The organism is Bradyrhizobium cenepequi, from assembly GCF_020329485.1.
GTDB lineage: Bacteria > Pseudomonadota > Alphaproteobacteria > Rhizobiales > Xanthobacteraceae > Bradyrhizobium > Bradyrhizobium cenepequi.
In genome coordinates this window covers 70,704-97,262 of record NZ_JAGKJI010000036.1, presented here as the reverse complement: position 1 = coordinate 97,262, position 26,559 = coordinate 70,704, and the positions used below count along the sequence as shown (strand labels likewise).

Here is a 26,559-nt window from a genome sequence, read left to right as displayed (position 1 = left end):
AGGATGGGTAGAGCGCAGCGAAACCCATCATTCGGGCGGCTTGTCGGGAAGCTGATGGGTTTCGCTTCGCTCTACCCATCCTACAGATCCTTACTTCTTCTCGATCCTCTCCCACAGCCAGCGCGCGACGGCATCCGGCGATGACGAACCGTTATTGCCGGCGGCGCGCAGGTTCGCCTCGCGCATCGCGGCGATGTCGATGCGCCCGAGCAGCGGCTGCAGTGCCGCGCGCAGCTTTGCATCATCCTTGCGCTTGGGCGCCAGCAGCATCACCGCGTCGTACGGCGGAATCGCGTGTTTGGGATCGCCGAGCACCACGAGATCATATTTCGCGATCAGCCCGTCGCTGGTATAGCCGGCGATCACGTCGACCTCGCGGGAGGCAATCGCGGCATACATGAAATCCGGCTGCATCTGCCGCTGCGTCCGGAACGACAGCCCGTAGGCCCCTTTGATGCCGGCCCATTCCGGCCGCGAGAAGAATTCGTAGTCGCCGGCGATCGACATCGAGGGCGCGAGCGCGGCCAGATCGGCGATGGTGTGGATGCCGAGTTGTTCGGCGCGCTGCCGCGGCATGATGAGCGCATAGGCATTCTCGAAGCCGAGGTCGCCGAGCAGTGTGACGCCTTGTTTGGCCAGGGTCGCCTTCAAGTCGGCCAGCAGCTCCTCGCGGGGCCTGATGTCAGTGTGGTGGAACTGGTTGGCCCATAGTGTGCCGGAATAATCGACATAGACGTCGATATCGCCGGCCTTGAGCGCATCGAAGATCACGCTGGAGCCAAGGCCGGCGCGCGTGGTTGCGGACAGGCCGTCCGCGTTCAGCCGCTGCGCGATCAGGGCCGCCAGCACATATTGCTCGGTGAAGGTTTTGGCGCCAACGACATAGCTCGAGGCCGAGCGCGCCATCGCCGGCACCAGCGTCGCGGCGACCAGCGCCGCGATGCCGACGCCGCCGAGCGCGGCGCGCAGCCGGCTGCGGTAGCGCAGGCCGTTCTCGATCAGCGCCAGCAGCTGGTCGACCGCGAGCGCCAGCGCGGCGGCGGCGAGGCAGCCGAACACGACGAACACCCAGTTCTGGGTCTGCAGCCCCGCAAAAATGTAATTGCCGAGGCTGGTCTGCCCGATCGGCGTCGACAGCGTCGCGGTGCCGATCACCCACACCGCCGCGGTGCGGATGCCCGCCATCATCACCGGCAGTGCCAGCGGCAGCTCCACCATGAACAGCGATTGCCGCTCCGTCATGCCGACGCCCTGCGCCGCCTCCGTCAGCGCCGGATCGACGCCTGATAATCCGGTGATGGTGTTGCGGAGCACCGGCAGCATCGAATAGAGCGCGAGCGCCAGCACCGCCGGCAGGAATCCGAAGGCAGAGAAATCGAATCCGAACCAGGACAGCGTCAGCGCCGCGAGCACGAGCAGCAGCGGATAGAACAGCGCCAGCAGCGCCAGTCCCGGCACGGTCTGCACGATAGAGGCAAAGCCGAGCAGCGCGCCGCGAAGCAGCGGCCGGTTGCGCGCGACGATCGCAAGCGGCAGGCTGACGATGAGCCCGAGCGTGAGCGCTGCGAGGCTCACGCGCACATGGTTGCCGAGATAATCGGGCAGATGCGAAAGCGCTTCGGTCCAGCGCGGATCGGAGAACAGGCTCATGCCGCGCCGTCCCGCGGCAGCAATCTGCCGAGCCGTTCCGCCTGCCGCCGCGGCGTATGCAGGAGTTTTTCGACGTAAGGATCAGTGCTGTCAGAGAGCTCCACTGGGGTGCCCTGCGCTAGCAGCCTGCCGCCATGCATCACCGCGACGCGGTCGGCGAGCAACAGCGCCTCGGTCATGTCGTGGGTGATCATGACTGTGGTCAGTTTGAGGCGCCCGTGCAGCTCGCGGAAATCGTCGCCGAGCGCATCGCGGGTGAGGGGATCGAGCGCGCCGAACGGCTCGTCCATCAGCACGATGCGCGGCCGTGCGGCGAGCGCCCGCGCGACGCCGACGCGCTGGCGCTGTCCGCCCGAAAGCTCCTGCGGCAGCCGTTCCCGATATTGCCCGCCGTCGAGTTGCACCAGATCGAGCAACTCGTCGACCCGGCCTGCGATCTCCGCTGCCGGCCAGCCGAGCAGCCTTGGCGTGATGCCGATATTGCCGGCGACCGACAGATGCGGAAACAAGCCGCCGCTCTGGAAGACATAGCCGATGCGCCGCCGCAGCAAAATCGGATCGACGTTGCGTACGTCCTCGCCCTCGACCATCACGCTGCCGCTGTCGGCGTCGATCAGCCGGTTGGCTAGCCGCAGCAAGGTGGTCTTGCCCGAGCCGGAGCCGCCGACGATCGCGAGGAACTCGCCCTCGGCGACCTCCAGCGAGACATCGTCGACCGCGACCACGTCACCGTTGGCGAAGGTCTTGCCGACATTGGTGTAGGCAATGAGTGGTCCGTTGGACAATGCTGTTCAACCCTCGCGCTGCGCTCCCGTCCGGGAGATCACAGATCAACTAGCACGTTGCGATGCTGCGTTGAACTTGTCCGCACGAGAGGCTAAGGCATCCTCCCGAACAGGGAGGGAACGTGGTGGACAAAGCCAAGCCAACAGCGGTGGCGCTCGAGGATGCGACAGTGGCGTTTCGCCTCGCCGATGCCCGCGTCTATACCGCCGTCGAGAAGGCGCATTTTGCGGTCGCAGATGGTGAATTCGTCGCGATCGTAGGTCCCACCGGCTGTGGCAAGTCGACCCTGCTGAATGTGGCCGCCGGCCTGCTCAAGCCGGCCGCCGGCGCAGTCAGGATCTTCGACCTGCCCCTCACAAGCTTGAACCGCGATGCGGGCTACCTGTTCCAGGCCGATGCGCTGTTCCCCTGGAAGACCGCGATCGACAATGTCGCGATCGGGCTGGAGATCAAGGGTACGCCGCGCGAGGAGGCCCTGAAACGCGCGCAGGCCTGGCTGACCTCGGTCGGGCTCGGGGCGTTCGCAAACCGCTATCCGCACATGCTCTCGGGCGGCCAGCGCAAGCGCGTTGGCCTGGCGCAGGTCCTGATCCGCGATCCAAAGATCCTTTTGATGGACGAGCCGTTCGGCCCGCTCGATGCCCAGACCCGGCAGGTGATGGGCAATCTGTTGCTCGAACTGTGGACGGCCGACCGCAAGGCGGTGCTGTTCGTCACCCATGACCTGGAGGAGGCGATCGCGCTCGCCGACCGCGTCGTCATCATGTCGGCCGGTCCCGGCTCGCGCATCATCGGCGACTGGCGTGTGGGGCTGCCGCGCCCGCGCGACATCTTCGAGGTGCGGCTGGACAAGCAGTTTCACGCATTGCATCGCGAGATCTGGGGCGTGCTGAAGGAAGAAGTGATGAAGGGTTACGCGCAATCTTCGCAAGCCCGGGGAGCCGATTGATGTCCCGCGTCACGCTTCTCTTCTGCCAGGTTCTGGTCGCGGTCGTCGTGCTGGCGCTGTGGCAGGCCTTCACCACCGTGCCGGTATTCGGTCACATCCTGCTGCCGCCGTTCTTCTTCTCCAATCCCATCGACGTCTTCAGCCAAATCGTCAATTGGTTCTCGACCGGCGTGATCTGGAAGCATCTTGCGATAACGCTGTGGGAATCGATTCTCGCTTTCGTGATCGGCTCGGCGGCCGGCATCCTGGTCGGCTTCTGGTTCGCGCGCCAGCCGCGCGTCGCCGCCGTGTTCGACCCCTACGTGAAGATGACAAACGCCCTGCCGCGCGTCGTGCTGGCGCCGATCTTCGCGCTGTGGTTCGGCCTCGGCATCTGGTCCAAGGTCGCGCTCGGCGTGACCCTCGTTTTCTTCATCGTGTTCTTCAACGTCTATCAGGGCGTGAAGGAAGTCAGCACGACGGTGCTCGACAACGGCCGCATGCTCGGCATGAGCGAGCGGCAATTGATGCGCCATGTCTATTGGCCGTCGGCGCTGTCGTGGATGTTCTCTTCGCTGCATACATCCGTGGGTTTTGCGGTGGTCGGCGCAGTCGTCGGCGAATATCTCGGCGCCGCCGCCGGCCTCGGCTATCTGATCCAGCAGGCAGAGGGCGTGTTCGACGTTGCCGGCGTGTTCGCGGGCATGTTCGTGCTGTCGGCCTTCGTCATCCTGATCGACATGGCCGTGACCCTGGTCGAGCGACGCCTGCTGGTCTGGCGGCCGACAGCAGCGGAAAGCAGAGGGTAGCCGTCATTGCGGGCGAAGCGAAGCAATCCATTTTTCCGCTTGCGGAGGCATGAATTGCTTCGTCTCTGTCGCTCCTCGCAATGACGTGAGAGCCGCCTTCTCAAGGCCCGCGCACTGCTCTATCTTGCCGCCAATGGAACGGAGAAGATCATGAAGAAACTGTTTGGCCGCCTGACCGGCGCGCTGCTGGCGCTGTTGCTGACGTCGGGGCTCGCCGCGGCGCAAAGCAAGGTCACGATCGCGGTCGGCGGCGGCGCCTGCCTGTGCTATCTGCCGACGGTGCTCGCCAAGCAGCTCGGCGAATATGAGAAGGCGGGGCTTGCGGTCGAGCTGGTCGATCTCAAGGGCGGCTCGGACGCGCTGAAAGCGGTGCTCGGCGGCAGCGCCGACGTCGTCTCCGGCTATTTCGATCATTGCGTCAACCTCGCCGCCAAGCGGCAGGAGCTGCAGGCTTTCGTGGTCTATGACCGCTATCCTGGTTTGGTGCTGGTGGTGTCGCCCAAGCACACCTCAGAGATCAATTCGATCAAGGATCTCGCCGGCAAGAAGGTCGGCGTCAGCGCGCCCGGCTCGTCGACCGATTTCTTTCTGAAATATCTTCTGAAGAAGAACGGGCTTGATCCCGCCGGCGCCTCCGTGATCGGCGTCGGCCTGGGGGCGACCGCGGTCGCAGCGATGGAGCAGGGCCAGATCGATGCCGCCGTGATGCTCGATCCCGCCGTCACCGTGCTGCAAGGCGGCCATCCGGACTTGAAGATACTGAGCGACACCCGCACCCAGCACGACACGCTTGCGGTGTTCGGCGGCGAATACCCGGGCGGCGCCCTCTATTCGACCGCGGCCTGGGTCAAGTCACATGAGAAGGAAGCGCAGGCGCTCACCAACGCGATCCTCGCCACGCTCGCCTGGATCCATTCGCATTCGCCGGAAGACATCATGGCGAAGATGCCCGAGCAGATGGTCGGCAAGAACAAGGAGCTCTATCTCGCCGCGCTGAAGAACACGATCCCGATGTATTCGCAGACCGGCAAGATGGACCCGAAGGGCGCTGACGCGGTGTTGGCGGTGTTCAGCGAAGGCTCGCCGGAGGTCGCCAAGGCCAATATAGACGTCAGCAAGACCTACACCAACAGGTTCGTCGAGCAGGCGAAGACCGCAGGGCAGGGTGCGAAGTAGCTCAGCGTCGATGACGCCACTCTCCATTCACCGCGTCACCGCGCTCGATCTCAAGGTGCAGCCATGGGCATGGCCGTTCGCGGAGGCGCGCCGCGCCGAGATCGATGCTCATTTCACTGAGGCGCAGCGCGAGCGGCCGAACCTCTGGAACGGCTGCGTGCTCCTCGGGCGCAGCGCCACGTTCGAAGGCGAGCGCCTGAGCGCGAGCTACTTCGAGACCGATTTCGCGAGCTTCCTCGCCTGGCGCGACTGGGGCTTTCCCGACAGGAACGTCTTCAACGGCTTTGGCATGGGCGCGCTACTCTCGAGCGACGGCGCGTTCGTGCTCGGCGAAATGGGCCATCACACCTCGAACCCCGGACGGGTCTACTTCCCGTCGGGCACGCCTGATCTCGACGACATCAGGGGCGATATGCTCGATATCGCCGGCAGCGTCGCGCGCGAGGTGGAGGAGGAGACCGGGCTTTCGCCCGGCGACTATCGTCCTGATGTGCATTGGGATTGCGTCTTCACCGGCGTCGCCATCGCCATGATGCGGATATTGTATGTCGATATGCCCGGCGATGCCTTGCGCGAGCGGATCGAAAGCAATCTCGCCTTGCAGGAAGACCCTGAACTGGCGGCAATCCTTCTGGTGCGGGACTCCTCTGACTTCACTGCCACGATGCCGCGCTTCGTCACCGCGTTCATCGAGATGCACCTGAGCAGGTAAGAAAGGTTCATGAGCAAGAAACCGCAGTCGCTGGCCGATGAGTTGAAATCCTTCGTGGCGCCGTTCCGCGTCGACGGGTCGGAGCACTTTCACCTGAGATCGCTCAAGACCAATGAGAGGGGCAGCCTCGACAAGGCCGCGGGCGAAGAGATCATCGTGGCCAATCGCAGGCGGCTGGTCGATTTCCAGGAGAAGCTCTACGCTCAGGACCGCTGGTCGCTGCTCCTGATCTTTCAGGGCATGGATGCCGCCGGTAAGGATTCCGCGATCAAGAGCGTTTTCGAAGGGATCAACCCGCAGGGCTGCGAGGTGACCGCTTTCAAGCAGCCGTCGACCAAGGAACTCGACCACGACTTCATGTGGCGTTCGATGATCGCGCTGCCCGAGCGCGGCCGCATCGGCATCTTCAACCGCTCCTATTACGAGGAATGCCTGGTGGTGCGCGTGCATCCCGAAGTCCTCGCCAAGGAAAAGCTCCCGCCGCGGCTCGTCACCAAGAACATCTGGCGCGAACGCTTCGAGGATATTTCCGCGATCGAGCGCTACCTGTCGCGCAACGGCATCGTGGTCCTGAAATTCTTCCTCAATGTCTCCAGGCAGGAGCAGCGCGCGCGCTTCCTGGAGCGGCTGGAGGAGCCGGCGAAGAACTGGAAGTTCTCGATGGCGGATGTCGATGAGCGCGCGCTGTGGCCCCGCTACATGGCCGCCTACCAGGACATGATCCGCCATACCGCAAGTCGCGCCGCGCCTTGGCACGTCGTGCCGGCCGACCACAAATGGTTCGCCCGCGTGGTGATCGGCTCCACCATCGTCAGTGCGCTCGAGAAGCTCGATCTGCATTTCCCAAAGGTCGACAAGACCGAGCGCAGCGAATTCAAGCGCGTCCGCGAGGCCTTGCTGGCGGAGGGGAAGCGCGAGGTCGGGAAGAAGGCGGAGTAGCTTTCGGCTGTCATTCCGGGGCGATGCGAAGCATCGAGCCCGGAATCCATTTTACCGCCTGCGCCTGCGGCCCGATGGATTCTCTGATGTGCAATTGCACATCATAGCTCGCGCCAAGAGGCGCGCCCCCGGAATGACGGCGGGTGATTTGAGGCCGAGCATTCTACGCCTCGCGGCAATTAGGTCAGCCCCGCTGACCATCTTTTTACCGTTGCGGCTGGCCGCTCTCTTCGTCTAGAAACCAACCGTGAAGGTCGCCTCGGCAACCAACCGTCAACGGTTTTGACCGAGAATTTTGGCCTCCAAAGGGTACCGGAAATGCTGATTCGCAGCGAGAACGATGGAATCCCGACGGGAACGGCCAAGGCCGCCCCCGCGATTCCGGCTGCGTCGCTTCCGACCCTCCTTCTTGGCGGGATTCTGCTTCTTATCGGCCCCTGAGGGCCGTCTGGGCGATTGCGCCTGGGCACTCAGGGGTTGTGTGAGAACATCAGAAACCCTTCAGCGCTCAGTGATAAGATAGCGCGATCGACCCAAAGGAACTTTGCAGATGACCACCGCCAACAAGTCCGAGAAGGACCGCGTAATCATTTTCGACACCACGCTGCGTGACGGCGAGCAGTGTCCCGGCGCCACCATGACCTTCGAAGAGAAGCTCGAGGTTGCCGAACTGCTCGACGACATGGGCGTCGACGTCATCGAGGCCGGCTTCCCCATCACCTCAGAGGGCGACTTCCAGGCAGTCAGCGAGATTGCCCGCCGGTCCAAGAACGCTGTCATCGCCGGCCTGTCCCGGGCGCATCCGAAGGATATCGACCGCTGCGCCGAAGCGGTGAAATTTGCAAAACGCGGCCGCGTCCACACGGTGATCGCGACCTCGCCGCTGCACATGCGGGTGAAACTGAACATGACGCCGGAGCAGGTGATCGAGACCTCGATCGCCAACGTCGCCCGCGCCCGCAACCAGATCGACGACGTCGAATGGTCGGCCGAGGACGGCACCCGCAGCGAGATGGATTTCCTCTGCCGCATCGTGGAAGCCGTGATCAAGGCCGGCGCCACCACGGTGAACATCCCCGACACCGTCGGCTACACCACCCCTGACGAGTACACGCACTTCATGCGCACGCTGATCGAGCGCGTGCCCAACTCCGACAAGGCCGTGTTCTCGGTCCATTGCCATAACGACCTTGGCATGGCCGTTGCCAACTCGCTGGCCGGCATCGTCGGCGGCGCGCGCCAGGTCGAATGCACCATCAACGGCATCGGCGAGCGCGCCGGCAACGCCGCGCTCGAAGAGATCGTGATGGCGATCAACGTACGCAACGACAAGTTTCCGTACTGGAACAAGATCGACACCACGCAACTGACGCGCGCCTCCAAGCTGGTCTCGGCGGCGACCTCGTTCCCGGTGCAGTACAACAAGGCGATCGTCGGCCGAAACGCGTTCGCGCACGAGAGCGGCATCCACCAGGACGGCGTGCTGAAGGATGCCTCCACCTACGAGATCATGCGACCCGAGATGGTCGGGTTGAAGCAGTCCTCGCTGGTGCTCGGCAAGCACTCCGGCCGCCACGCCTTCGTCCATAAGCTGGAAGAGATGGGCTACAAGCTGGGGCCGAACCAGTTAGAGGATGCGTTTGCGCGGATGAAGGCGCTGGCCGACCGCAAGAAGGACATCTACGACGAGGACATCGAGGCCCTTCTGGATGAAGAGATCGCCGGCGCCCACGATCGCATCAAGCTGACCTCGCTGACCGTGATCGCCGGCACTCACGGTCCGCAGCGCGCGACCATGAAGCTCGACGTCGACGGCCAGACCCGGATCGAGGAAGCCGAGGGCAATGGCCCGGTCGATGCCGTCTTCAACTGCATCAAGCGCCTGGTGCCGCACGACGCCAAGCTCGAGCTCTACCAAGTGCACGCGGTGACCGAAGGCACCGATGCGCAAGCCGAAGTGTCGGTGCGCCTCGCCCATGACGGCCGCTCGATGACCGCCCGCGCCGCCGACCCGGACACCCTGGTTGCTTCGGCAAAGGCCTATCTCGGCGCCCTCAACAAGATCGTCATGAAGCGCCAGCGCGACATCCCGGCCGCCGTCGCGGGCTGAGGCGCCACAGCCACCACCGTCATTCCGGGGCGCGCGTCAGCTGATCGCGACTGCCTCCGTCATCGCGAAATCGTAGGGTGGGCAAAGCGAAGCGTGCCCACCATCGCGAGCGAAATCTGTGATGGTGGGCACGTCGCTGCGCTCCTTTGCCCACCCTGCGCTTCGGCGTGAACGCGACGCCCAGCATTAACCTTAATCCCTGATCTTTTCCGCTTCCGTCCTGAGGCGTTCGCTTCCGCCGCCAAGCCGCCGCATTGAGACCTAGCCTTGGGTCTCCGATGAAACGCGAGATCAGATGAGGGCGGCTCTCATCCTTGTTGGCCTCGGTACGCTTGCGGTGATGGAGATCCAGACTCCACCGCGCGCGACAAAGCCTGTCGAGACACAGCTTGCTCAGACAACTCTGGGCTTCGCCTCCAGCGATACGCTGACGGCAGCAGACCGAAACGAAATCCCGCACGCGCACCAGCGGGCATCGGCTCAGCAGATTTTTTCGCCCGAGCCGATCGCGCCGCCGGTTCAATCCGCGGCCGCCGCGCCGGAACCCGCGCCGACCGCTGAACAGGTAAAGCGCGCAGTCCCCGCCGAAAAAACCGCTGTCGTGCTGCCCAGACCTCGGCCCAAGGATCTGGCCAAGAATCCGCCCAAGAATCTGCCCAAGGATCTGGCCAAGCACCGGATTGCCAAGGCAACGGCAAAGACCACGCGTTCCAAGCCGACCGTCGAGACCAAGTCCTGTCAGCCTGGCGCCTTCGACGGCCTGTTCAAAGCATTGAACCTGCCACTGGGATGTCAAACCTAGCGCAACAGTCCTTTGCCTTCGAGGAGGTGGCTGACACTAAGCCGCGGCACCCGATGCATGGGTCGAAGCGGGCAAGCCGTGCTGATGAAATCAGGCCGCCAGATCCGGATGAGCGTCGGACCATTGTGACGGCGCGGTCGTGGTGGTCGGTGGAAGGCATTGCCATCATGCTGGCGGTAGCGGTCGCCTTGGCCGTCACGGCAAGCCTGTTCTGGCTTTGCGACGTTCAGTTGAAGGAGACACCGATCGACCGGGCCGCGATCAGGGCGCTGGTCGAGCGCATTGTTGCAGCCGAATCGAACGGCGATCCGAATGCCAGGAACAAGCGCTCGAGTGCGACCGGAGCCGCTCAATTCCTCGACGACACATGGCTCGAAGCCGTTCGAAGGCATCGACGCGATCTGGTCCAGGGACGCAGCGACAAGGAAGTGCTGGAGCTGCGTCGGGATGCCGGGCTTGCTCGGGAAATCACCGCGCGCACGATCGAGCAAAATGCCGCGATGCTGAGCAAGCGCGGCCTGCCGATCACGCCGGGTTCTCTCTACCTTGTGCATTTTGCCGGACCGGCAGGTGCCGTGGCCTTGCTGACCGCGGCGGAAAATGCCGACGCCGCTTCCCTGATGGCGGCCGCCGACGTGACAGGCCGCACCACCCGCGAGAAGCTGGTCAATGCCAATCCGTTCCTGAAGGTGTTGACCGTGCGCGATCTCAAGCTCTGGGCGGACCGCAAGATGGCGGTGGCCAATGCACCAGGGCGCTCGTGAGACTTGAATGAGAGCGCGCTTCCCAGCACCGCTCCCGTCATTCCGGGGCGATGCGAAGCATCGAGCCCGGAATCCACCAGGCCACCAACCTCTCTCTGTCATTCCGGGATGCGCCGCGAGGCGCAGGCCCGGAATCCATGGGGCCGCACGCACAAGCGGCGAAATGGATTCCAGGCTCGATGCGGAGCCTGTCATCGGGCCGCGCTTCGTGCGGACCCGGTGGCATCGCCCCGGAATGACACGGTTGATTGTCGCGACTTAAGTGCGACAAAACGACCCGACGGGCAAATCACCAAAAGTCTGTCCATCCCTCGCGCGAAAAATAAATCGCTTAACCCGTCGGGCAAATCAGCATTATGACTCCGCGCGTCTCACGGCGGATGAGGGGCGGGTCGCGATCGTCACGAACGTTGCGGTGAGATGCGGTGGACGCGGGTGTTGCGACTGACGAGCGTGACTATCCGTGGACGGCGAAGTCGTGTGGTTCTGGCGCCCCGACGCTGGCGCTAAGTACGCGAGCAGCAAGAGCTGCCGCGGATGACGGTGGCAAGAAAGCCCGGTCACCGGGAAGAGCACGAAGTAAGCCGTAAACCACTGCGCAGGGAAAGCCGGTGTTGCTCCGGTTGACCTGTGGTCCTACCCCCGTGCTTTTTGTTGCACGGGGCCCACGGGTGCAACCGGCACCCGGCTTTCCCTGCGCCCTCTGTCTTTCGAGGAGGGTGGAAAGAACACACAGCTCGGGCGAACAACGTCGCGAGAATGCGGACTCACATCCTCCGTGCTGTTTGAATCAGACGTAGGATGGGTAGAGCGCAGCGAAACCCATCATACGCGAGGCTTGCTCCGAGGCCGATGGGTTTCGCTGCGCTCTACCCATCCTACGGACTACGGACCTACGGACCGCGCCACAACAACTACCCGCGGTTATGGGACCCGTCTTTCGACGGGACGACAGCAGAGCAGGATGCGACAGCACGATGGTCAATCGTGAGCTGTCCGGACAGAACGTCGCACTTTTTGCGGCGCAGCATGCGCCCTCATTGTCGGCCCCTGCTAACGGGCAATGGCAATTTGGTTGGCTTCTCTGTATTGGTTCGGCTGGCATACAAAAACTCGGGCGCGCGGGTCGTTCGCGCGCCCTGCAATCACGCGGGAGGAAACATGCGTAAGTTGATGTTGGTTGCGGCATCGGTCGCGGCAATTGCTTTTGCCGGGCCGGCGGCCGCGGACGATCCGATCGTCATCAAGTTCAGCCACGTCGTGGCGACCAACACGCCGAAGGGGCAGGCGGCCGAGAAGTTCAAGGAACTGGCCGAAAAGTACACCAACGGCAAGGTGAAGGTTGAGGTCTACCCGAACTCGCAGCTCTACAAGGACAAGGAAGAGCTGGAGGCGCTGCAGCTCGGCGCGGTGCAGATGCTGGCGCCCTCGAACTCGAAATTTGGACCGATCGGGGTCAAGGAATTCGAGGTGTTCGATCTGCCCTACATTCTTCCCGACATCGCCACGCTGCGCAAGGTCACCGACGGTCCGCTCGGCACCAAGCTTCTGAAATTGCTCGAGCCAAAGGGCATGATCGGCCTCGCTTACTGGGACAACGGCTTCAAGCAGATGAGCGCCAACAAGAAGCTCATCGCGCCGGAGGATTACAAGGGTCTGAAGTTCCGCATCCAGTCGTCGAAGGTGCTGGAGGCGCAATTCCGAAACCTCGGCGCGATCCCGCAGGTGATGGCGTTCTCCGAAGTCTACCAGGCGCTGCAGACCGGCGTGGTCGACGGCCAGGAGAACACTTGGTCGAACATCTACACCCAGAAGATGCACGAGGTGCAGAAATACATCACCAACACCAATCACGGCTATATCGGCTACATCGTGGTCGTGAACAAGAAGTTCTGGGAAGGTCTGCCGGCCGACATCCGGGCCAATTGCGAAAAGGCGATGAAGGAAGCCACCGCCTATGGCAACGGGCAGTCGCAGAAGGAAAACGACGACGCGCTCGCCGAGATCAAGAAGACCGGCAAGAGCGAGATCATCACGCTGACGCCGGAGCAGGACGCCGCGATGCGCAAGGCGATGGATCCGGTTTACAAGGACGTCGCCAAGCGCGTCGGCCAGGGCTTGATCGACGAGTTCCTGAAAGAAACCAAGGGCGCGACGAACTGATCACGTGATGATTTTGCGTCGATCGTGAAGCGAACTCGGATCGCCTCTCCCCGCGTGCGGGGAGAGGCCGGAATTCAAGCTGCGCTTGAATTCAGGGTGAGGGGCTGCTTCCGCGAACTCATTCCTAGCCGAGTTCGCGGAGACAGCCCCTCACCCCGCCCTCTCCCCGTAAGAACGGTGAGAAGGAGCCGCGAGCGAAACTCCTTGGGGGAACATTGATACTGCTCCGCATCCTCGACCGGTTGGAGGAGACATTGATCGCGACGCTGATGGCGGCCGCGACTCTCATCATCTTCGTGGCCGTCTGCCACCGCTATCTGATCGGCGTTCCCTTTCTTTATCCGATCCTGTTTCCGATCAACCTGTCCTGGGCGCAGGAACTGTGCATCTACATGTTCGTGTGGGTGGCGAAGTTCGGCGCGGCCTATGGCGTGCGCACCGGCATCCATGTCGGCGTCGATGTCGTGGTCAACCAGTTGAGATCGCCGTGGCGCAACGTCGTGGTGCTGTTCGGCCTCTTCTGCGGCGCCTTCTTCACCGCCGTGATCGGCACCATGGGCGCGAAATTCGTCTATGGCCTGATGCAGACCGATCAAGTCTCGCCTGACCTCGAGATACCGAGCTGGTTCGTCTATCTCTGCATCCCGCTCGGCTCCTATTTGATGTGCTTCCGCTTCCTGCAGGTCGCCTGGGCCTATTTCCGTACCGGTGAACTACCGCATCATGACCATGCCCGCGTCGAGGGTGTCGAGGTCGATGCGCCCGCGATCGGCGCCGGCGAGGTGACGCGATGACGAGCCTCATCATCTTCGGGCTGCTGATCGCCCTGATGCTGACGGGCATGCCGATCTCGATCGCGCTCGGTTTGACCGTGCTCACCTTCATCTTCACGATGACGCAGGTGCCGACGGAATCGGTGGCGCTGAAATTGTTCACCGGCATCGACAATTTCGAGATCATGGCGATCCCGTTCTTCATCCTCGCCGGCAATTTCCTGACCCATGGCGGCGTCGCTCGCCGCATGATCAACTTTGCCACTTCGATGATCGGCCATTGGCATGGCGGACTGGGGCTCGCCGGCGTGATGGCCTGTGCGCTGTTTGCCGCGGTGTCGGGGTCATCGCCCGCAACAGTGATCGCGATCGGATCGATCATGTTGCCGGCAATGGTGAACCAGGGCTTTCCAAAGCGCTTCGGGGCCGGTGTCATCACCACATCCGGCGGGCTCGGCATCCTGATCCCGCCGTCGATCGTCATGGTGATCTATTGCGTGGCAACCGGCGGCAGTATCGCGCTGGATCCTGCCGGCCACCGGGTATCATCGGCGTCCGTCGGCCAAATGTTCATCGCCGGCGTGATCCCCGGGCTGATGCTGGCGGCGCTGCTCGGCGCGACCACGTTTTACCGCGCCTGGCGCAACGACTATCCGCGCCTGCCGCGCGCGAGCTGGGCCGAGCGTTTTGATGCGTTCCGCAAATGCGTCTGGGGCTTGCTGCTGATCCTGATCGTGCTCGGCGGCATTTATGCCGGATGGTTCACGCCGACGGAGGCGGCCGCCGTCAGTGCAGTCTATGCCTTCGTCATTGCGGTGTTCGTCTATCGCGACATGTCGCTGAAGGACGTGCCGAAGGTGCTGCTCGGCTCGGCCAATATGAGCGCGATGATCCTCTACATCATCACCAATGCGGTGCTGTTCTCGTTCCTCATGGCGAACGAAAACATCCCGCAGCAGATCGCGGCCTGGATTACCTCCGTCGGCGTCGACTGGATCATCTTCCTGATCATCGTCAATGTGCTGCTGTTGCTCGCCGGCAACTTCATGGAGCCTTCCTCGATCGTGCTGATCATGGCGCCGATCCTGTTTCCGGTGGCGGTCAAGCTCGGGATCCATCCGGTGCATTTGGGCATCCTGATGGTGGTCAACATGGAGGTCGGCATGTGCCATCCGCCTGTCGGCCTCAACCTCTACGTCGCTTCCGGCATCGCCAAGATGGGTATCACGGAACTGACGATCGCGGTGTGGCCTTGGCTTTTGACCATGCTGATCTTCCTTGGGATCGTCACCTACATTCCCGAGGTCTCGCTGTGGCTGCCGCGCGCCCTCGGTATGTTGTGAGGCCTTAACCAGGGGACATTACAACTTGGTGAGGGAATGTTCCCTGTCCAAACTGTAAGTTGCGGCGCGGGCAGGGCGGTCTCATCTTCAGGCAGGCTCCAAAGGAGGTTCGTATGAAGAAAGTTCTACTCGCCAGCGTCGCGGCGCTCACCATCGCCGGCTCGACCGTCGCCTATGCCCAGCATCGCCATTGGATGCATGGCCCGATGCGGATGAACCCGGAGGATCGCGCGGCCTTCCTCGATGCACGGATTGCCGCCGTTCATGCCGGGCTGAAGCTGAACGCCGACCAGGAGAAACTGTGGCCGCCGGTCGAGGCCGCGGTGCGCGATTTCGCCAAGCTCCGGATCGACCGAGCCAACGCCCGGATGGAGGCGACGAAGAGCTCCGACGCGCAGCAAAAGCCGGAGGACTTGGTCGCCCGGCTCCGCGAGCGCGCCGATAACATGGCGGCCAGCTCCGCCGCGCTGAAGAAGATCGCCGATGCCGCCGATCCGCTCTACAAGACGCTCGACGACAACCAGAAGCGCCGGCTCACCGTCCTGACCCGCATGGACCGCCACTTCGGCGGCGGGGGCTGGCGCCACCACCGCTTCGAGCGTGGCCATGACCGCGACGATAGCGGTGACCGTGACGGCTCTGGCCAGCTCTGAGCCCGGCAACCGGCAATCGGCCTAACCATCGGAAAAGCCGCCGGAATCCGGCGGCTTTTCGCCTTCCCGGGTACCCGGCCAAAGCACGGGAAAACCTCATCCATCTTGCTGGACATCGCAGGGTCGCTTTGCTAAACGACGGCCCTCGCGACGAGGTTTTCGGACCTGTTCCGGGCGCATAGCTCAGTTGGTAGAGCAGCTGACTCTTAATCAGCGGGTCCCAGGTTCGAGCCCTGGTGCGCCCACCACGCTTAAGCCACTGCTAGGCAGTGGTTTTTTTAATTCCGGCCGATAGAACAAAGCGCGATTGTGCGACCGCTTTTTGTGGTCCTGGTCGCACGGCGTGCGACCGTTGACAATGGTTCTCTATGTGTTCTCATTGGGCATGAGCAAAAGATGCGCCCAGGACTATCGCCTTCGAAGCACCAGGAGGCGGGGCCGCACGGATCTCGATGATTGACCAGGAGATGCTCGAGCTTGCGCGCCGGCTTCGCCAGTACACACACGCCAGTTTCCTTGGTGCCGGGCCGCGTACGGAAGCGCTGCAGGCGCCGCAGAAGGCGATCGACGAAGTCGGCTTCGCGGTCACCGGCGCCGCGAGGATTTCTACGCGGGATCGTCTAGCATCGGCTGCCGCCGCCTCACGCCATTCCTTCTTTCCGGACCTGCAGCACCAGGCGGTCAATGCCGGCATCGGCGCGGGCCGCATTGCGGGCGCGGTAGTGCTTCACGATGGTCTGCGCGCTCTTGTAGCTGTGGCCGGTGATGTCGCAGATCGTGAGCAGATCGCAGCCGCCGCGATCGAGCAGCATGACGCAGGTGTCGCGCAAATCCTGGTCGTGCTTGCGGTCGAGCTCGCCGGATCCATTGATGAAGAACAGCGACGGACATGGTTTCAGCCGCCAGGCTGATTCATCGCCATTGCCGTCGCGACTCGCCTGGGGGCCATCCATTCGGCAAGCGCGCGGTTGCGCCCGTCGACCATCCGCGCGCGCATCGCCTTGTCCTGGGCTTCCTCGATCGGATACGGCTTGAACACCACTGGCAGAGCGGCTGTGAGTGCGTCGGCAAGCCGCTCGGCGCGAGCGATGGCGGCTTGCGGGGTGTCTCGATCGAGGAAGCCGAACGCAGCGAGCGTGCGCGTTGTCATCACCCAATGCCGATACGCATTCTCGTCATAGGGCTGGCCGTTGTCCTCGTTGATGACGAATTCGGGCGGCACCACATCGAGCTGTAGGCGCAGCTTGATCTCTTTCGCGCGAGCGCGGGCGGCATTGAGTCGGGCCGTGAGCTGCGGCGCTTCCTTGATGTCGACGAGCTCGCCGGTCTTGCTCTGGCGAAACGCATGACGCCCTTCGACTTTGCTCTCATCCCGCATCGCGATCCGGTCGGTCTGCCGCTGACCGGTGAACAGCGCGAGATAGAAACTGTCGCCGATTGAATGCCGCGTGATCTCGTCGGAAGCCGCGACCCAGGCAGAAAATTCCGGCATCGTCACCAGCACCACACGTCCGTCGGGATGATCGAACTCCATGCCGATGCGAGGATTGGGCCCAAGCCGCCAATGTATGCTCTCCTGGCCCCATGTTAGGGCTGCCGACAGTGCGGCGATCACACTGATCGCCATGTGGTGGCCGCGTTCGGCTTTCACGTAGTTGAAGAAGGCACGCAGCTCAGGCCGCCCCAGCGACGACGGCGTGACGTCGGCGATGGTCTCGCGCTCGCGCACAGGCGGTAGCACGCCAAGCACTTTTGCCGCGCGCTCTTTCTTGCGGAATTCGGCGGCCTGCTCCCGCCTCATCGGCTTATAGAGGATTGCCTGCACGGCCTTGTGATAGGAACGCTGCGTTGCCAGCGCATTGGTCTTGAATTCGTCGGAGCTGGTCCAGTCGTCGAGCAGATGGTCGACCGTCTCTCGTTTCCGCTCCGGCTTTGGCTTGGTCTGTCCCGCGGCGCGCGCGGCCGCGACTTCCGCAACCCGCTTGTCGGAGAACGCCGCGGCTTCCTCGATCGTGAACCATCGGCCGACCGGCCGGCCTTTGTCGTCCAACGGCGGATGGCGCAGATCGGCGTCGACGAAGCCGAGCGCGCGCTGGCGCGGTCCATGCACGGCGCGCGGCCGGCCGCCGCGCCATTTCACATAGGGGAATCGGGGATCGGCCATAGAGAGCCTCGGTGCCGAAGTAGAGGAAGGCACCCATTGGAATCTAGCACCGTCCGGGATGTCAAGCGCCATGATGCCCATAAGCCGTCCGCAGGCGCTCGCGATGTTCTTTGTCGCTTGCTGCTGGCGGTGACGCAAATGCGTCATTAGCGATTGTCTTCGGGCGTATGGGATGATGCCGAGTCAGCCAAGCGTCGAAGCCAGTACGTTCCCATTTAAGCGGGCCGCGTTCGCTGATGGGCGCTGGCAAGCCATCGCGCTCGTGCCGGATCTGGCGCGTGCGATAGAAAGTGTCCAGTGAGACGCCTATCGCCATCGCAACCTCGGTCGAGGAATAGGGCGGCGCCATCCTCTGTGAACTATCTGGTAGGCGCAAATGCATAAGCCCGCAACGCCGCGTCACCTCTCCCTCCTTTGATCGAAGTCGATGGAACATGGGAGCAGACAAGAACGATGGTGAAAAGCGCACGCACCAGACGTAGGGAATTCGGCTAATTTGGAGTACAAATGGGATGCAAGAGGCGCTGTCACGTCGCACATTCGCGCGCCACCGCTATGCGAACCCGCAACCAGACCGTTACGAGCGGCAGAATAGCGTGTCGGCTTTGTTGATTTTCCTGCGATTTTGCAGAAAACTGGCTGCGTTCATTTCACGTCGCGCGGGTTGTTTCTGGTGCGAAACTGGCGCGGTTCGTCCGCAATCGAATCTTGGACTTAGGGGGTGTGCCTGCTGTTAGTGATAACGTGAGAACGCAAGTCAATCCCAACGGTGCCGACGAGCGACGGCAAGCGAATTCCGTGCGTCATCGTGCCGGCTGATCGCGGCGGCCTGTCAAGGTCAACGTCCAGCCGGCTTGCAACGCGCTATCGGAAGCAAGCCAAAAACGTACAAGAGAAAGCAAGCCAGGCGAAAAAATCGTGAGTTTCTTCGAGCGTTTAAAGACAGAAGCATCCGCCGAGTGGCGAGCCTACACCGAGCATCCCTTCACAAATGGGTTGGCAGACGGCTCGCTCCCCGAAGCGGCGTTTCGTCACTACCTCGCCCAGGATTACCTGTTCCTCACCGAATTTGCCCGCGCCTACGCGCTCTCGGTCTACAAGTCGCCCAAGCTTGCCGACATGCGTGAAGGGGCGGCCGGCCTAGCGGCCATCCTTGACGTCGAAATGAACCTACATGTGAAGCTCTGCGCCGGTTGGGGTCTGTCCCCGAGCGACCTCGAGCAAACCCCTCCGGCGGTGGAGATGCTGGCCTATACACGCTACGTGCTCGACGCAGGAATGCGCGGCGATCTGCTGGCACTCAAGGCGGCGCTTGCCCCCTGCGTGATCGGCTACGCGGAGATCGCAACGCGGCTCACCGCGCGACCCGGTGCGGTCGCTGCGACGAACCCCTATCGCGTTTGGATCGCCGAGTACGCTGGCGCGCCATACCAGGAGGTCGCGGCGAAAGCGCGGGCGCACCTGGAGCATCTTGCCGATCTCTACGCCACGCCGGCCCGCGAGGTAGAGCTGATTGCGATCTTCAAGGAAGCCACCCGACTGGAGGCCGACTTCTGGGAGATGGGCTGGCGCGCCGGCCAGCGTGTCGTGTAACCATTTCGGCAATCGTCAGCCTCATAACCTGAAGGTCATAGGTTCAAATGCTATCCGCGATTTGCAGATCTGAACCGAACGGAATCTGACGAGGGCGTCATGCAAATCACACGGTCGCGAAACCGAGTGGAGTTGCGCCGCTAGCGTATCCGCGCCCGCAGTACGAAAGCGGTGCCGAAAACGAGCGCCCGTTCGATTTTTCGCGACATAGGTCGCTTTCACCCGACCTGCGGTTTATCACCTTCGTGCTCGCTAACTCGTGATGCTAACTGACGATAACGTCCAATTATCGAAACCGAGCGGGTGGCCGCTACGGGTCGAGAACGATTAGAGCGACAAGGCCGAGCCCGAGCTCGCGAAGCAGGCGAGGGACGTTTCGCCTAATGGCCTGCCGGAGCGGATTCGGATGTAGCGAAACGACGAATATTGCTGCCGCAATGGGCCCAGCTCAAACGGGTAAGAGCTGGTGCCCGTCGCGGTGTTCGTTTGCGCCGGCACCGCTATTGCAGTGGATTGAAGGCGTAAGCGAACCCGATACGACCCGATTGCATTGACTGGCTATATTGGGTCTGGCGGTCGCTTGTTTGCGTGACCTGAGGTGGCGCGCCTGTAAAGGAGAAATGGTCGCTTGTTCTAGACGTTCCGAAATCGGTGTAGCGATATTCCGCCCTGACGCTCCAGTTGGAATCTAATTTGCGTTCGATGCCGCCACCGGCAGTCCAACCATTCACCCAGAAGCTCTCAACCGGCTGATAGAACGGATTGTCAGTGACGTTCCGAGCCTCGAACTCAGCGCCGGTCCAACCGCCAATGCCATAAATCAGTGTCCGGTCATCTAACAGAGCACCCGCGCGCAAGAGCGCGGACGTCATCCACTGAGCCGCAACCTGTGGCCTAAAATCGCCCAATGCCGTCTGTCCGGTCGTACCTGCGGCGTTGAAGTATGTGTAGGCCTTAGGCCCGGAAATTGAGCTGGGAAGCCGTTGCCTCAAGCTGCGCGCCTAGAACGACCCTGGAGACCTGAACGTTCCAGCCAGCAAATAAGTCGATCAGTCCCCCGCCGTTGTTGGCTGAGGAGTTGCCCACAGTGTCAAGGCCACTAATCGTAAATGGGAATGGATTTCCAGAGATAGCCTGCGTGTCCCGTTGGGCTGATACGACGCTCGACCTAGTTGCCGCGCGGCCCGCGGAAGCTCCCCAATAGGCTCCGGTCCAACCGGCAACTGGACGAACGGTCTCGGTTACCTTGTATGCCAAGGCCGAGGCGACGTTGGCTGGCACGGGATTGTAGTTTCTAGGCTTCTCCACCACGACCTTGGCTTGCGACCGTGCCTTCTCCGCTTCACGTTTGTACGCGCGGTTCTCGACCTCTATGGCGGCTACGCGAGCCTCCAGGGCCGCTATCTTTTGCAGGACTAGGTCCGCTGATGATGGTTCGGCATTTGCCGTGCCGTAGAACAGAGCGGCGAACCCAAGGCACACTACAAAAAGGCGCGCCTTTCGCGTCGTGTAAGAGAACATCTACACAGCCCCCAGTTGCTTTCGCCATGGTATGTTCCTTCTTCGTCTACTCGCAAGACCGAGCCGTGCCATGAGCAGCATTTGGGAACGATCATCCCCAGGTCATTGGTTGGGGTCAGGCCGAGAATACGTGCCGATATATGAACGCCCGCAACAAACCTGCCTGAATCTGCGGCGTTCCCGTGGCGCTAGGCCGCTGGGTCAATCTGTCCTCCATTCGTTGCGTCTACCCTTCTCTGTCACGGCGCGCAAAAGACCAGTTGGGCCGATGTTGGTCCAACATCGAACCGCATTGTGCAGATTTGAAACAGGTTAGCTTCGATTCGATTCGTTTCCGTAAATAATCACACTGAGGATCATCATCATATTGGTCCAGTCGCTCTTCGGGCTTGATCGTGCAGCAGGAAGTACCAACGAATCCTGATGCCGTAGGTCGCGGCTCGCGCGCCGCGCAATACCTACGTATGTCCACCGATAACCAGAAGTATTCCACTCTGAATCAGGCAGAGGTCATCGCGGCCTATGCGATCATCAGGGGCTTTAGGATCGTTCGGACGTACGAAGATGAGGGATGGAGCGGCCTAAGTATCGATAGAGCCCGAAGGCGCAGGGCGCCCTGCTGGAGGCGTACGTGAATGAGCGGCACACGAGCAAGCAGATAGCAAAAATGCGAAAACTCGTCGAGCAGCGACACCGCAGTCTAGTAGCCGCCCGGCGCGAAGGCGAGATCAATCCAAAGACCCTGGTTCGCGCCTACCAGCAGGAAACGGAGCGTCAGCAAGTAATAGCGAGCCAGGCCGAACTTACTCATGCTCGGCTCGTGTTTATCGTGAATGCGTTGAGAACACTGTTAGAGGAGCGAATGTTCGCCACGCTGCTGCGCAAGGAAAAGCTAGACAAAATACCTCTGTCGATCCTGCGCCGGTTGTCGTTTTCTCGGTTGGACGCATAGATGTCTCAAGGTCCTGTCAGCTGTGCGTTCGAACCTAATCTCGTGCTCCTTCCGCTGTCATCTTTGCTACCCCTCGGGCAGGTGACGGACATCGTGAAGCAGTCGCCAAGATATCGGTGTATCGCAGAGTCGCTCGAAGAGATTGGGCTCGTAGAGCCCTTGGTTGTGTATCGGAAGCCCGATCGGCGTGGCCGATATCTGCTGCTTGACGGGCTTCTGCGGTGGACGATCATGCGTGAAAGAGGCCAAACCGAAGCCGAGTGCCTGCTGGCCAAAGAGGACGAGGCCTTCACGTACAACAAGCGCGTCAATCGTCTTGCACTCGTTCAGGAGCATTTCATGATTGTGCGAGCAATCGAGCGCGGCGTCTCCGAAGAAAAATTGGCAAAAGCACTGGGCGTCAACATTGAGCATATCCGGCGACGGCGTAAGCTGCTTCATGGTATCTGCGAGGAGGCGGTCGGACTTTTGCGGGACAAAGTTGTCAATCCCGTTACATTCAATGTTCTTCGCAAGATGAAAGCTGTCCGTCAGGTCGAGGCATGCCAATTGATGGTGTCCGCCTCTAACTATTCGTCTTCGTATGCGAAGGCGCTGCTTTCCGCGACAAAGGATGCCGATCGGGCGAGGTCCGCTCATCCTTGATGTCGCGGACGCTGCGACGAACTCCTATCGCGTTTGGATCGCCGAGTACGCCGGCACGCCGTACCGGGAGGTCGCGGCGAAAGCGCGGGCGCACCTGGAGCATCTCGCCGATCTCTACGCCACGCCGCCCCGCGAGGCAGAGCTGATTGCGATCTTCAAGCCACCCGACTCGAGGTAGACTTCACTTCTGGGAGATGGGCTGGCGCGCCGGCCAGCGTGTTGAATAACCCTTTCGGCAATCGTCAGGCTCACAAATGGAAGTCATAGGTTCAAACCCTGTTCCCGCAACCAAGTATGGTTGCGCCGGAGGAGGCGGACGCACCCGAGGGGGCGGGAACGAAGTGGACGAGCGCTTTGCGCTTCCGCTTTGAAGCCGATGACGGTGCGAGAAGGACGGTGCGGTCAAACGGTGGAGAAGAACGATGCCCTGGTCGTTCCGAACGGTCGTCGAGGCAAGGCAAGAGTTTGTCGCGTTGGCCAGCTCACCGCGTGCAAATATCCGTGCTCTTTGCCGCCAGTTCGATGTAAGTCCCAAAACAGCATACAAGCTGCTGGCCCGTGTTCGTACGATGGGCGCAAGCGCCTATCTGGATCTATCACGCCGGCCGCGGCGCAGCCCGTCGAAAACGTCACCAGCGATCGAGGAGGAAATACTGTCGGTCCGCTTGAGCCACCCGCTCTGGGGTGGCCGTCGGATTGCAGGCGAGCTTCGCAGACACGGGACAGAAAAAATCCCGGCACCCTCGACCATCACGAGTATCCTTTCACGATGCTGCGTGGCCAATCCAATGGATAGCATGGGTGAGTTTGCCGCGCTCCCGGCCGAACCAGTAGGAGAGCTGCCCGCGCGCTGGAAAGGGAAGCTGTCCCCTGCTATCGACGAAGCCGATCTTCGGATCGTCACTGAACATTTGCTGAGCGTGCGGGTCCTCGACCGCAGGCGAGCGATGGTGCTCCTGACGCATTGGCTCGGCCTCCAACAGAGTTGGCTATGCCGGTTGATTGGGCTGAGCCCCGCGACTTGGCGCCGATGTCTTCGCGTCTATGCGGAAGGTGGTGTCGATGCCCTGTTCGCGCGACGGCGAAGTCCGACGCGAAAAGTGGACAATGAGGAACTTAGGAAGCTCCTATTCGACACCCTGCACAGGCCGCCGGGCGAATTCGGCATCAACCGCACCACATGGAAGGTCGCTGATCTCAGCCGCGTCCTTGCGCAAAGGGGACAGCCCGCCAGCGAGGACATTGTCCGTGAGATCATAAAATCGTCGGGATACCGGTGGCGAAAGGCCCGCATCGTATTGACTTCAAACGACCCGGAGTTCGCGCAGAAGCTTGACCGGATAAAGTCGATATTGAGCAACCTCGCTGCCGACGAAGCGTTTTTCTCCATCGACGAGTTCGGGCCGTTTGCCGTCAAGCATCAGCCGGGAAAATCACTTACGGCGCCCGGCGAATGGCCGCTCGTGCAGCAATGGCAGAAGTCGCGCGGCACGGTCACCCTGACGGCGGCTATCGAGCTCTCCTCTAATCAAATCACTCACTTCTATAGCGAGAAGAAGAACACAGCGGAAATGATCCGCATGATGAAGCTGCTTCTCGAGAAATATCAGGACCGAAAATGCATTTATCTCTCCTGGGATGCGGCCTCCTGGCACATCTCGAAGGAGCTCAACAGAATCGTGGAGGATCACAACAGCCGAATAGTCGGGCCCACGGTCGTGATCGCGTCGTTGCCCGCGCGGGCGCAGTTCCTGAATGTCATCGAATCCGTGTTCAGTGGCATGGCCCGTGCCATCATTCACAACAGCAACTACCAGTCACCGGATGAAGTGAAGGCGGCAATCGACCGATACTTTGAAGAGAGGAACGAGCATTTCAGAATTAGTCCACGCAGAGCCGGCAACAAGATCTGGCGGAAGGAGCGGGTGGCTGCGGAATTCTCCCCGGCGAACAACTGCAAAGACCCGCGTCTAGGTTGATGCTCATGTTGCGCCTCGCACCCTTGCCGCGTGAACCGGTTTTGATGCGGTAGCGCCGTGCGCCATGCATTGTTGGCGGATGAGAGCGGACCGTAGGATTGTGCTCCTGGCCGGAATCGGACCGATGAAAGAAAAGTCCATGTTCCCGGCTTAAGTAGGGCCTCGCGCTCGCATCTACACGCCAATCGATTCTTGGGAAAAGATCGTTTGCCATAGAAAGTGATGCGGCGTCCGACGCGATTCGAACGTGTGATCTTGCCTTCGGAGGGCCGCGTCTGGGCTGTCAAACGAGGAACGCTTCCACTAACCGCAGGAATGGCGTACGGGATTCGTACAAGTGGCGGTTTTAGTCATGCTATGAAGGTGCAGCCGGACGGGTTAAACTGCGCGCCAATAAGAGAACAGGGCCTCTAAAATAGTGGGTTTCGCGATGTAGCGCACCACTGACTCGAACCCACCGTCCATCGACGGCGGAGTGCGCGTTCCGTTTGACGGATATCGCCAGGGTCCGCGATTAGTCTTTAGCATTTAGTCCATCGTTGGCATCACAAACTCCGCGCCGGCGCGTATGCCGGTGGGCCACCGCGTGGTGATCGTTTTCAACTTCGTGTAGAATCGAACACCTTCCGGTCCGTGCATTTGGTGGTCGCCGAAGAGAGAGGCCTTCCAGCCGCCGAACGAATGAAATGCCATCGGTACTGGGATCGGAACGTTGATGCCGACCATACCGACTTGAATCTTGTGAGCGAATTCTCGCGCGGCATCTCCGTCCCGCGTGAATATGGCGGTACCGTTGCCGAACTCGTGCGAGTTGACCATCTCGGCCGCCTCGTCGTAGGAATTCGCGCGGGCCACCGCGAGTACGGGACCGAAGATCTCTTCTCGGTAGATCTTCATGCCGGTAGTCACGCGGTCGAACAAAGTGCCGCCAATGAAGTATCCTCGTTCGTAGCCTTGTCGTCGGAAGTCGCGGCCGTCGACCACCAGTTGCGCTCCCTCGTCGGCTCCGGTGTCGATGTAGTTGCGGACCTTTTCGAGGTGCTGTTTTGTGACCAGGGGACCCATCTCGGCGTCGGGGTCGGTGCCCGGTCCGATGTTTAGCGCTCGCACCTTGGGAGCCAGCTTTTCGATGAGCCGATCGGCCGTCGTGTTGCCGATCGGCACGGCGACGGAGATGGCCATGCACCGCTCGCCGGCGGAGCCGTAGGCGGCGCCCATCAGAGCGTCGACGGCCTGATCCATGTCGGCGTCCGGCATGACGATCATGTGGTTCTTCGCGCCGCCGAGCGCCTGGCAACGCTTACCGTTGCTTGTGGCGGTTTGATAGATGTAGCGGGCAATCGGCGTCGAGCCAACGAAGCTTATCGCGACTACGTCCGGATCGTGCAGGATGGCGTCGACCGCTTCCTTGTCGCCGTGAACGACGTTGAAGACGCCGTCCGGCAGACCTGCTTCCTTGAGCCACTGCGCGAGGACCAGCGCCGCCGATGGATCGCGTTCCGACGGCTTGAGCACGAAGGTGTTGCCGCAGGCGAGCGCGACCGGAAACATCCACATTGGGACCATCGCGGGGAAATTGAATGGAGTAATGCCGGCGATGACGCCGAGCGGTTGCCGCAGCGAGTGGCTGTCGACTCGCGTGCCGACGTTCTCCGTGACCTCTCCCTTAAGGAGTTGTGGAGCGCCCGTCGCGAATTCCACGACCTCCATGCCGCGCTGGATTTCGCCTTTCGCGTCCGACAAGACCTTGCCGTGTTCGGCCGTGATTACCTCGGCGAGCTCGTCGATGCGATCCTCGATGATCCGGAGGAAGCGGTTGAGGATGCGGGCGCGGCGCAGCGGCGGAGTGTTCGCCCAGGCCGGAAACGCCTTTTGGGCAGCGGCAACCGCGGAGCGTACCTCTTCCGCCGAAGAGAACCCGAGCGTTCCCGATTGCTCGCCGGTCGCGGGATTGTAAATCGGTGACGAGCGCGAGCTCTTGCTAGACGCGACTTCCCCGTCGATGAAGTTGGAGATCGTCTTGGGCATGGCTTCCCCTCAATGAATGGCTTGATCGCCTTCGATATGAAGCGCATAAAAATGCGCATCAACGGCATA

Annotated in this window: 24 protein-coding genes, 1 tRNA gene and 1 pseudogene; 19 read left to right on the top strand and 7 right to left on the bottom strand. The window is 61.8% G+C overall.

The annotated features are described in order from the left end of the window. Window positions 1-90: 90 nt before the first annotated feature. Entirely contained in the window at window positions 91-1,650 is a 1,560-nt protein-coding gene (locus tag J6497_RS29275; RefSeq protein ID WP_225707726.1) for an ABC transporter permease/substrate-binding protein, read from the bottom strand. Beyond that, window positions 1,647-2,435, bottom strand: coding sequence for an ATP-binding cassette domain-containing protein (locus tag J6497_RS29270; protein ID WP_225707725.1), 789 nt, complete (start codon window positions 2,433-2,435; stop codon window positions 1,647-1,649). Before J6497_RS29270 ends, J6497_RS29275 begins: the two co-directional genes overlap by 4 nt. Window positions 2,436-2,560: 125 nt before the next feature. Here J6497_RS29270 and J6497_RS29265 point away from each other — a divergent pair, with 125 nt between their 5' ends. From J6497_RS29265 to J6497_RS29205, 13 genes are all read left to right on the top strand, one after another. Then, window positions 2,561-3,385, top strand: coding sequence for an ABC transporter ATP-binding protein (locus tag J6497_RS29265; protein WP_225707724.1), 825 nt, complete (start codon window positions 2,561-2,563; stop codon window positions 3,383-3,385). Further along, window positions 3,385-4,173 carry an ABC transporter permease gene (locus J6497_RS29260; protein WP_225707723.1) on the top strand — a complete coding sequence of 263 codons (789 nt, stop codon included), beginning with the start codon at window positions 3,385-3,387 and terminating at the stop codon, window positions 4,171-4,173. The genes J6497_RS29265 and J6497_RS29260 overlap by 1 nt, the downstream gene beginning before the upstream one ends. Before the next feature lie 150 nt (window positions 4,174-4,323). Continuing rightward, window positions 4,324-5,349 (top strand): ABC transporter substrate-binding protein, encoded by a 1,026-nt coding sequence (locus J6497_RS29255; protein ID WP_225707722.1) that lies wholly within the window; start codon window positions 4,324-4,326, stop codon window positions 5,347-5,349. A 10-nt stretch (window positions 5,350-5,359) separates the two neighbouring features. Continuing rightward, a complete protein-coding gene (locus tag J6497_RS29250; RefSeq protein ID WP_225707721.1) occupies window positions 5,360-6,061 on the top strand; it encodes an NUDIX hydrolase in 702 nt (233 codons plus the stop codon). 9 nt (window positions 6,062-6,070) lie between these two features. Then, window positions 6,071-7,000 (top strand): polyphosphate kinase 2 family protein, encoded by a 930-nt coding sequence (locus J6497_RS29245; RefSeq protein ID WP_225707720.1) that lies wholly within the window; start codon window positions 6,071-6,073, stop codon window positions 6,998-7,000. A gap of 550 nt (window positions 7,001-7,550) precedes the next feature. Continuing rightward, the gene (locus tag J6497_RS29240) at window positions 7,551-9,110 is read left to right on the top strand and encodes a 2-isopropylmalate synthase (RefSeq protein WP_225707719.1); all 1,560 of its coding nucleotides are present in this window, start codon (window positions 7,551-7,553) and stop codon (window positions 9,108-9,110) included. A gap of 340 nt (window positions 9,111-9,450) precedes the next feature. Beyond that, entirely contained in the window at window positions 9,451-9,912 is a 462-nt protein-coding gene (locus J6497_RS29235; RefSeq protein ID WP_225707718.1) for a hypothetical protein, read from the top strand. Between the two features lie 125 nt (window positions 9,913-10,037). Beyond that, entirely contained in the window at window positions 10,038-10,676 is a 639-nt protein-coding gene (locus tag J6497_RS29230) for a lysozyme family protein (protein WP_225707717.1), read from the top strand. Window positions 10,677-11,837: 1,161 nt separating this feature from the next. After that, entirely contained in the window at window positions 11,838-12,839 is a 1,002-nt protein-coding gene (locus tag J6497_RS29225) for a TRAP transporter substrate-binding protein (RefSeq protein WP_225707716.1), read from the top strand. A 218-nt stretch (window positions 12,840-13,057) separates the two neighbouring features. Next, window positions 13,058-13,633 (top strand): TRAP transporter small permease, encoded by a 576-nt coding sequence (locus J6497_RS29220; RefSeq protein WP_225707740.1) that lies wholly within the window; start codon window positions 13,058-13,060, stop codon window positions 13,631-13,633. Then, window positions 13,630-14,955, top strand: a complete 1,326-nt coding sequence (locus tag J6497_RS29215; protein ID WP_225707715.1) for a TRAP transporter large permease — start codon at window positions 13,630-13,632, stop codon at window positions 14,953-14,955. Before J6497_RS29220 ends, J6497_RS29215 begins: the two co-directional genes overlap by 4 nt. Before the next feature lie 113 nt (window positions 14,956-15,068). Further along, complete coding sequence (locus J6497_RS29210; protein ID WP_225707714.1) at window positions 15,069-15,608, top strand: Spy/CpxP family protein refolding chaperone; 540 nt, start codon at window positions 15,069-15,071, stop codon at window positions 15,606-15,608. A 172-nt stretch (window positions 15,609-15,780) separates the two neighbouring features. Continuing rightward, window positions 15,781-15,856, top strand: a tRNA-Lys gene (locus tag J6497_RS29205). 393 nt (window positions 15,857-16,249) lie between these two features. Here J6497_RS29205 and J6497_RS29200 read toward each other — a convergent pair. After that, on the bottom strand, window positions 16,250-16,561 hold the full coding sequence (locus tag J6497_RS29200; protein WP_225707713.1) for a hypothetical protein: 312 nt from the start codon (window positions 16,559-16,561) through the stop codon (window positions 16,250-16,252). After that, window positions 16,504-17,772: a site-specific integrase gene (locus J6497_RS29195; RefSeq protein ID WP_225707712.1), complete on the bottom strand. Its 1,269-nt coding sequence runs from the start codon at window positions 17,770-17,772 to the stop codon at window positions 16,504-16,506. Before J6497_RS29195 ends, J6497_RS29200 begins: the two co-directional genes overlap by 58 nt. A 918-nt stretch (window positions 17,773-18,690) precedes the next feature. Between J6497_RS29195 and tenA the strand changes: the two genes are divergently transcribed. Further along, window positions 18,691-19,365 carry a thiaminase II gene (gene tenA / locus J6497_RS29190; protein WP_225707711.1) on the top strand — a complete coding sequence of 225 codons (675 nt, stop codon included), beginning with the start codon at window positions 18,691-18,693 and terminating at the stop codon, window positions 19,363-19,365. 500 nt (window positions 19,366-19,865) lie between these two features. Here tenA and J6497_RS29185 read toward each other — a convergent pair whose 3' ends face one another. After that, complete coding sequence (locus J6497_RS29185; RefSeq protein WP_225707710.1) at window positions 19,866-20,237, bottom strand: outer membrane protein; 372 nt, start codon at window positions 20,235-20,237, stop codon at window positions 19,866-19,868. 82 nt (window positions 20,238-20,319) lie between these two features. Beyond that, entirely contained in the window at window positions 20,320-20,886 is a 567-nt protein-coding gene (locus J6497_RS29180; RefSeq protein ID WP_225707709.1) for a hypothetical protein, read from the bottom strand. 395 nt (window positions 20,887-21,281) lie between these two features. Between J6497_RS29180 and J6497_RS29175 the strand changes: the two genes are divergently transcribed. The 5 genes and pseudogenes from J6497_RS29175 (at window position 21,282) to J6497_RS29155 (ending at window position 24,462) form a co-directional block, all read left to right on the top strand. After that, window positions 21,282-21,521 (top strand): recombinase family protein, encoded by a 240-nt coding sequence (locus J6497_RS29175; protein ID WP_312010381.1) that lies wholly within the window; start codon window positions 21,282-21,284, stop codon window positions 21,519-21,521. After that, window positions 21,518-21,838 (top strand): hypothetical protein, encoded by a 321-nt coding sequence (locus J6497_RS29170; RefSeq protein WP_225707708.1) that lies wholly within the window; start codon window positions 21,518-21,520, stop codon window positions 21,836-21,838. The genes J6497_RS29175 and J6497_RS29170 overlap by 4 nt, the downstream gene beginning before the upstream one ends. Window positions 21,839-22,069: 231 nt before the next feature. Further along, window positions 22,070-22,483 carry a plasmid partitioning protein RepB C-terminal domain-containing protein gene (locus J6497_RS29165; RefSeq protein WP_225707707.1) on the top strand — a complete coding sequence of 138 codons (414 nt, stop codon included), beginning with the start codon at window positions 22,070-22,072 and terminating at the stop codon, window positions 22,481-22,483. A 1-nt stretch (window position 22,484) separates the two neighbouring features. Continuing rightward, a pseudogene (locus J6497_RS29160) lies at window positions 22,485-22,710 on the top strand (thiaminase II); the annotation flags it as partial. Window positions 22,711-22,905: 195 nt separating this feature from the next. After that, window positions 22,906-24,462: an IS630 family transposase gene (locus J6497_RS29155; RefSeq protein ID WP_225707706.1), complete on the top strand. Its 1,557-nt coding sequence runs from the start codon at window positions 22,906-22,908 to the stop codon at window positions 24,460-24,462. A 528-nt stretch (window positions 24,463-24,990) separates the two neighbouring features. Here J6497_RS29155 and J6497_RS29150 read toward each other — a convergent pair. Further along, entirely contained in the window at window positions 24,991-26,490 is a 1,500-nt protein-coding gene (locus J6497_RS29150; protein WP_225707705.1) for a CoA-acylating methylmalonate-semialdehyde dehydrogenase, read from the bottom strand. Window positions 26,491-26,559 lie beyond the last annotated feature (69 nt).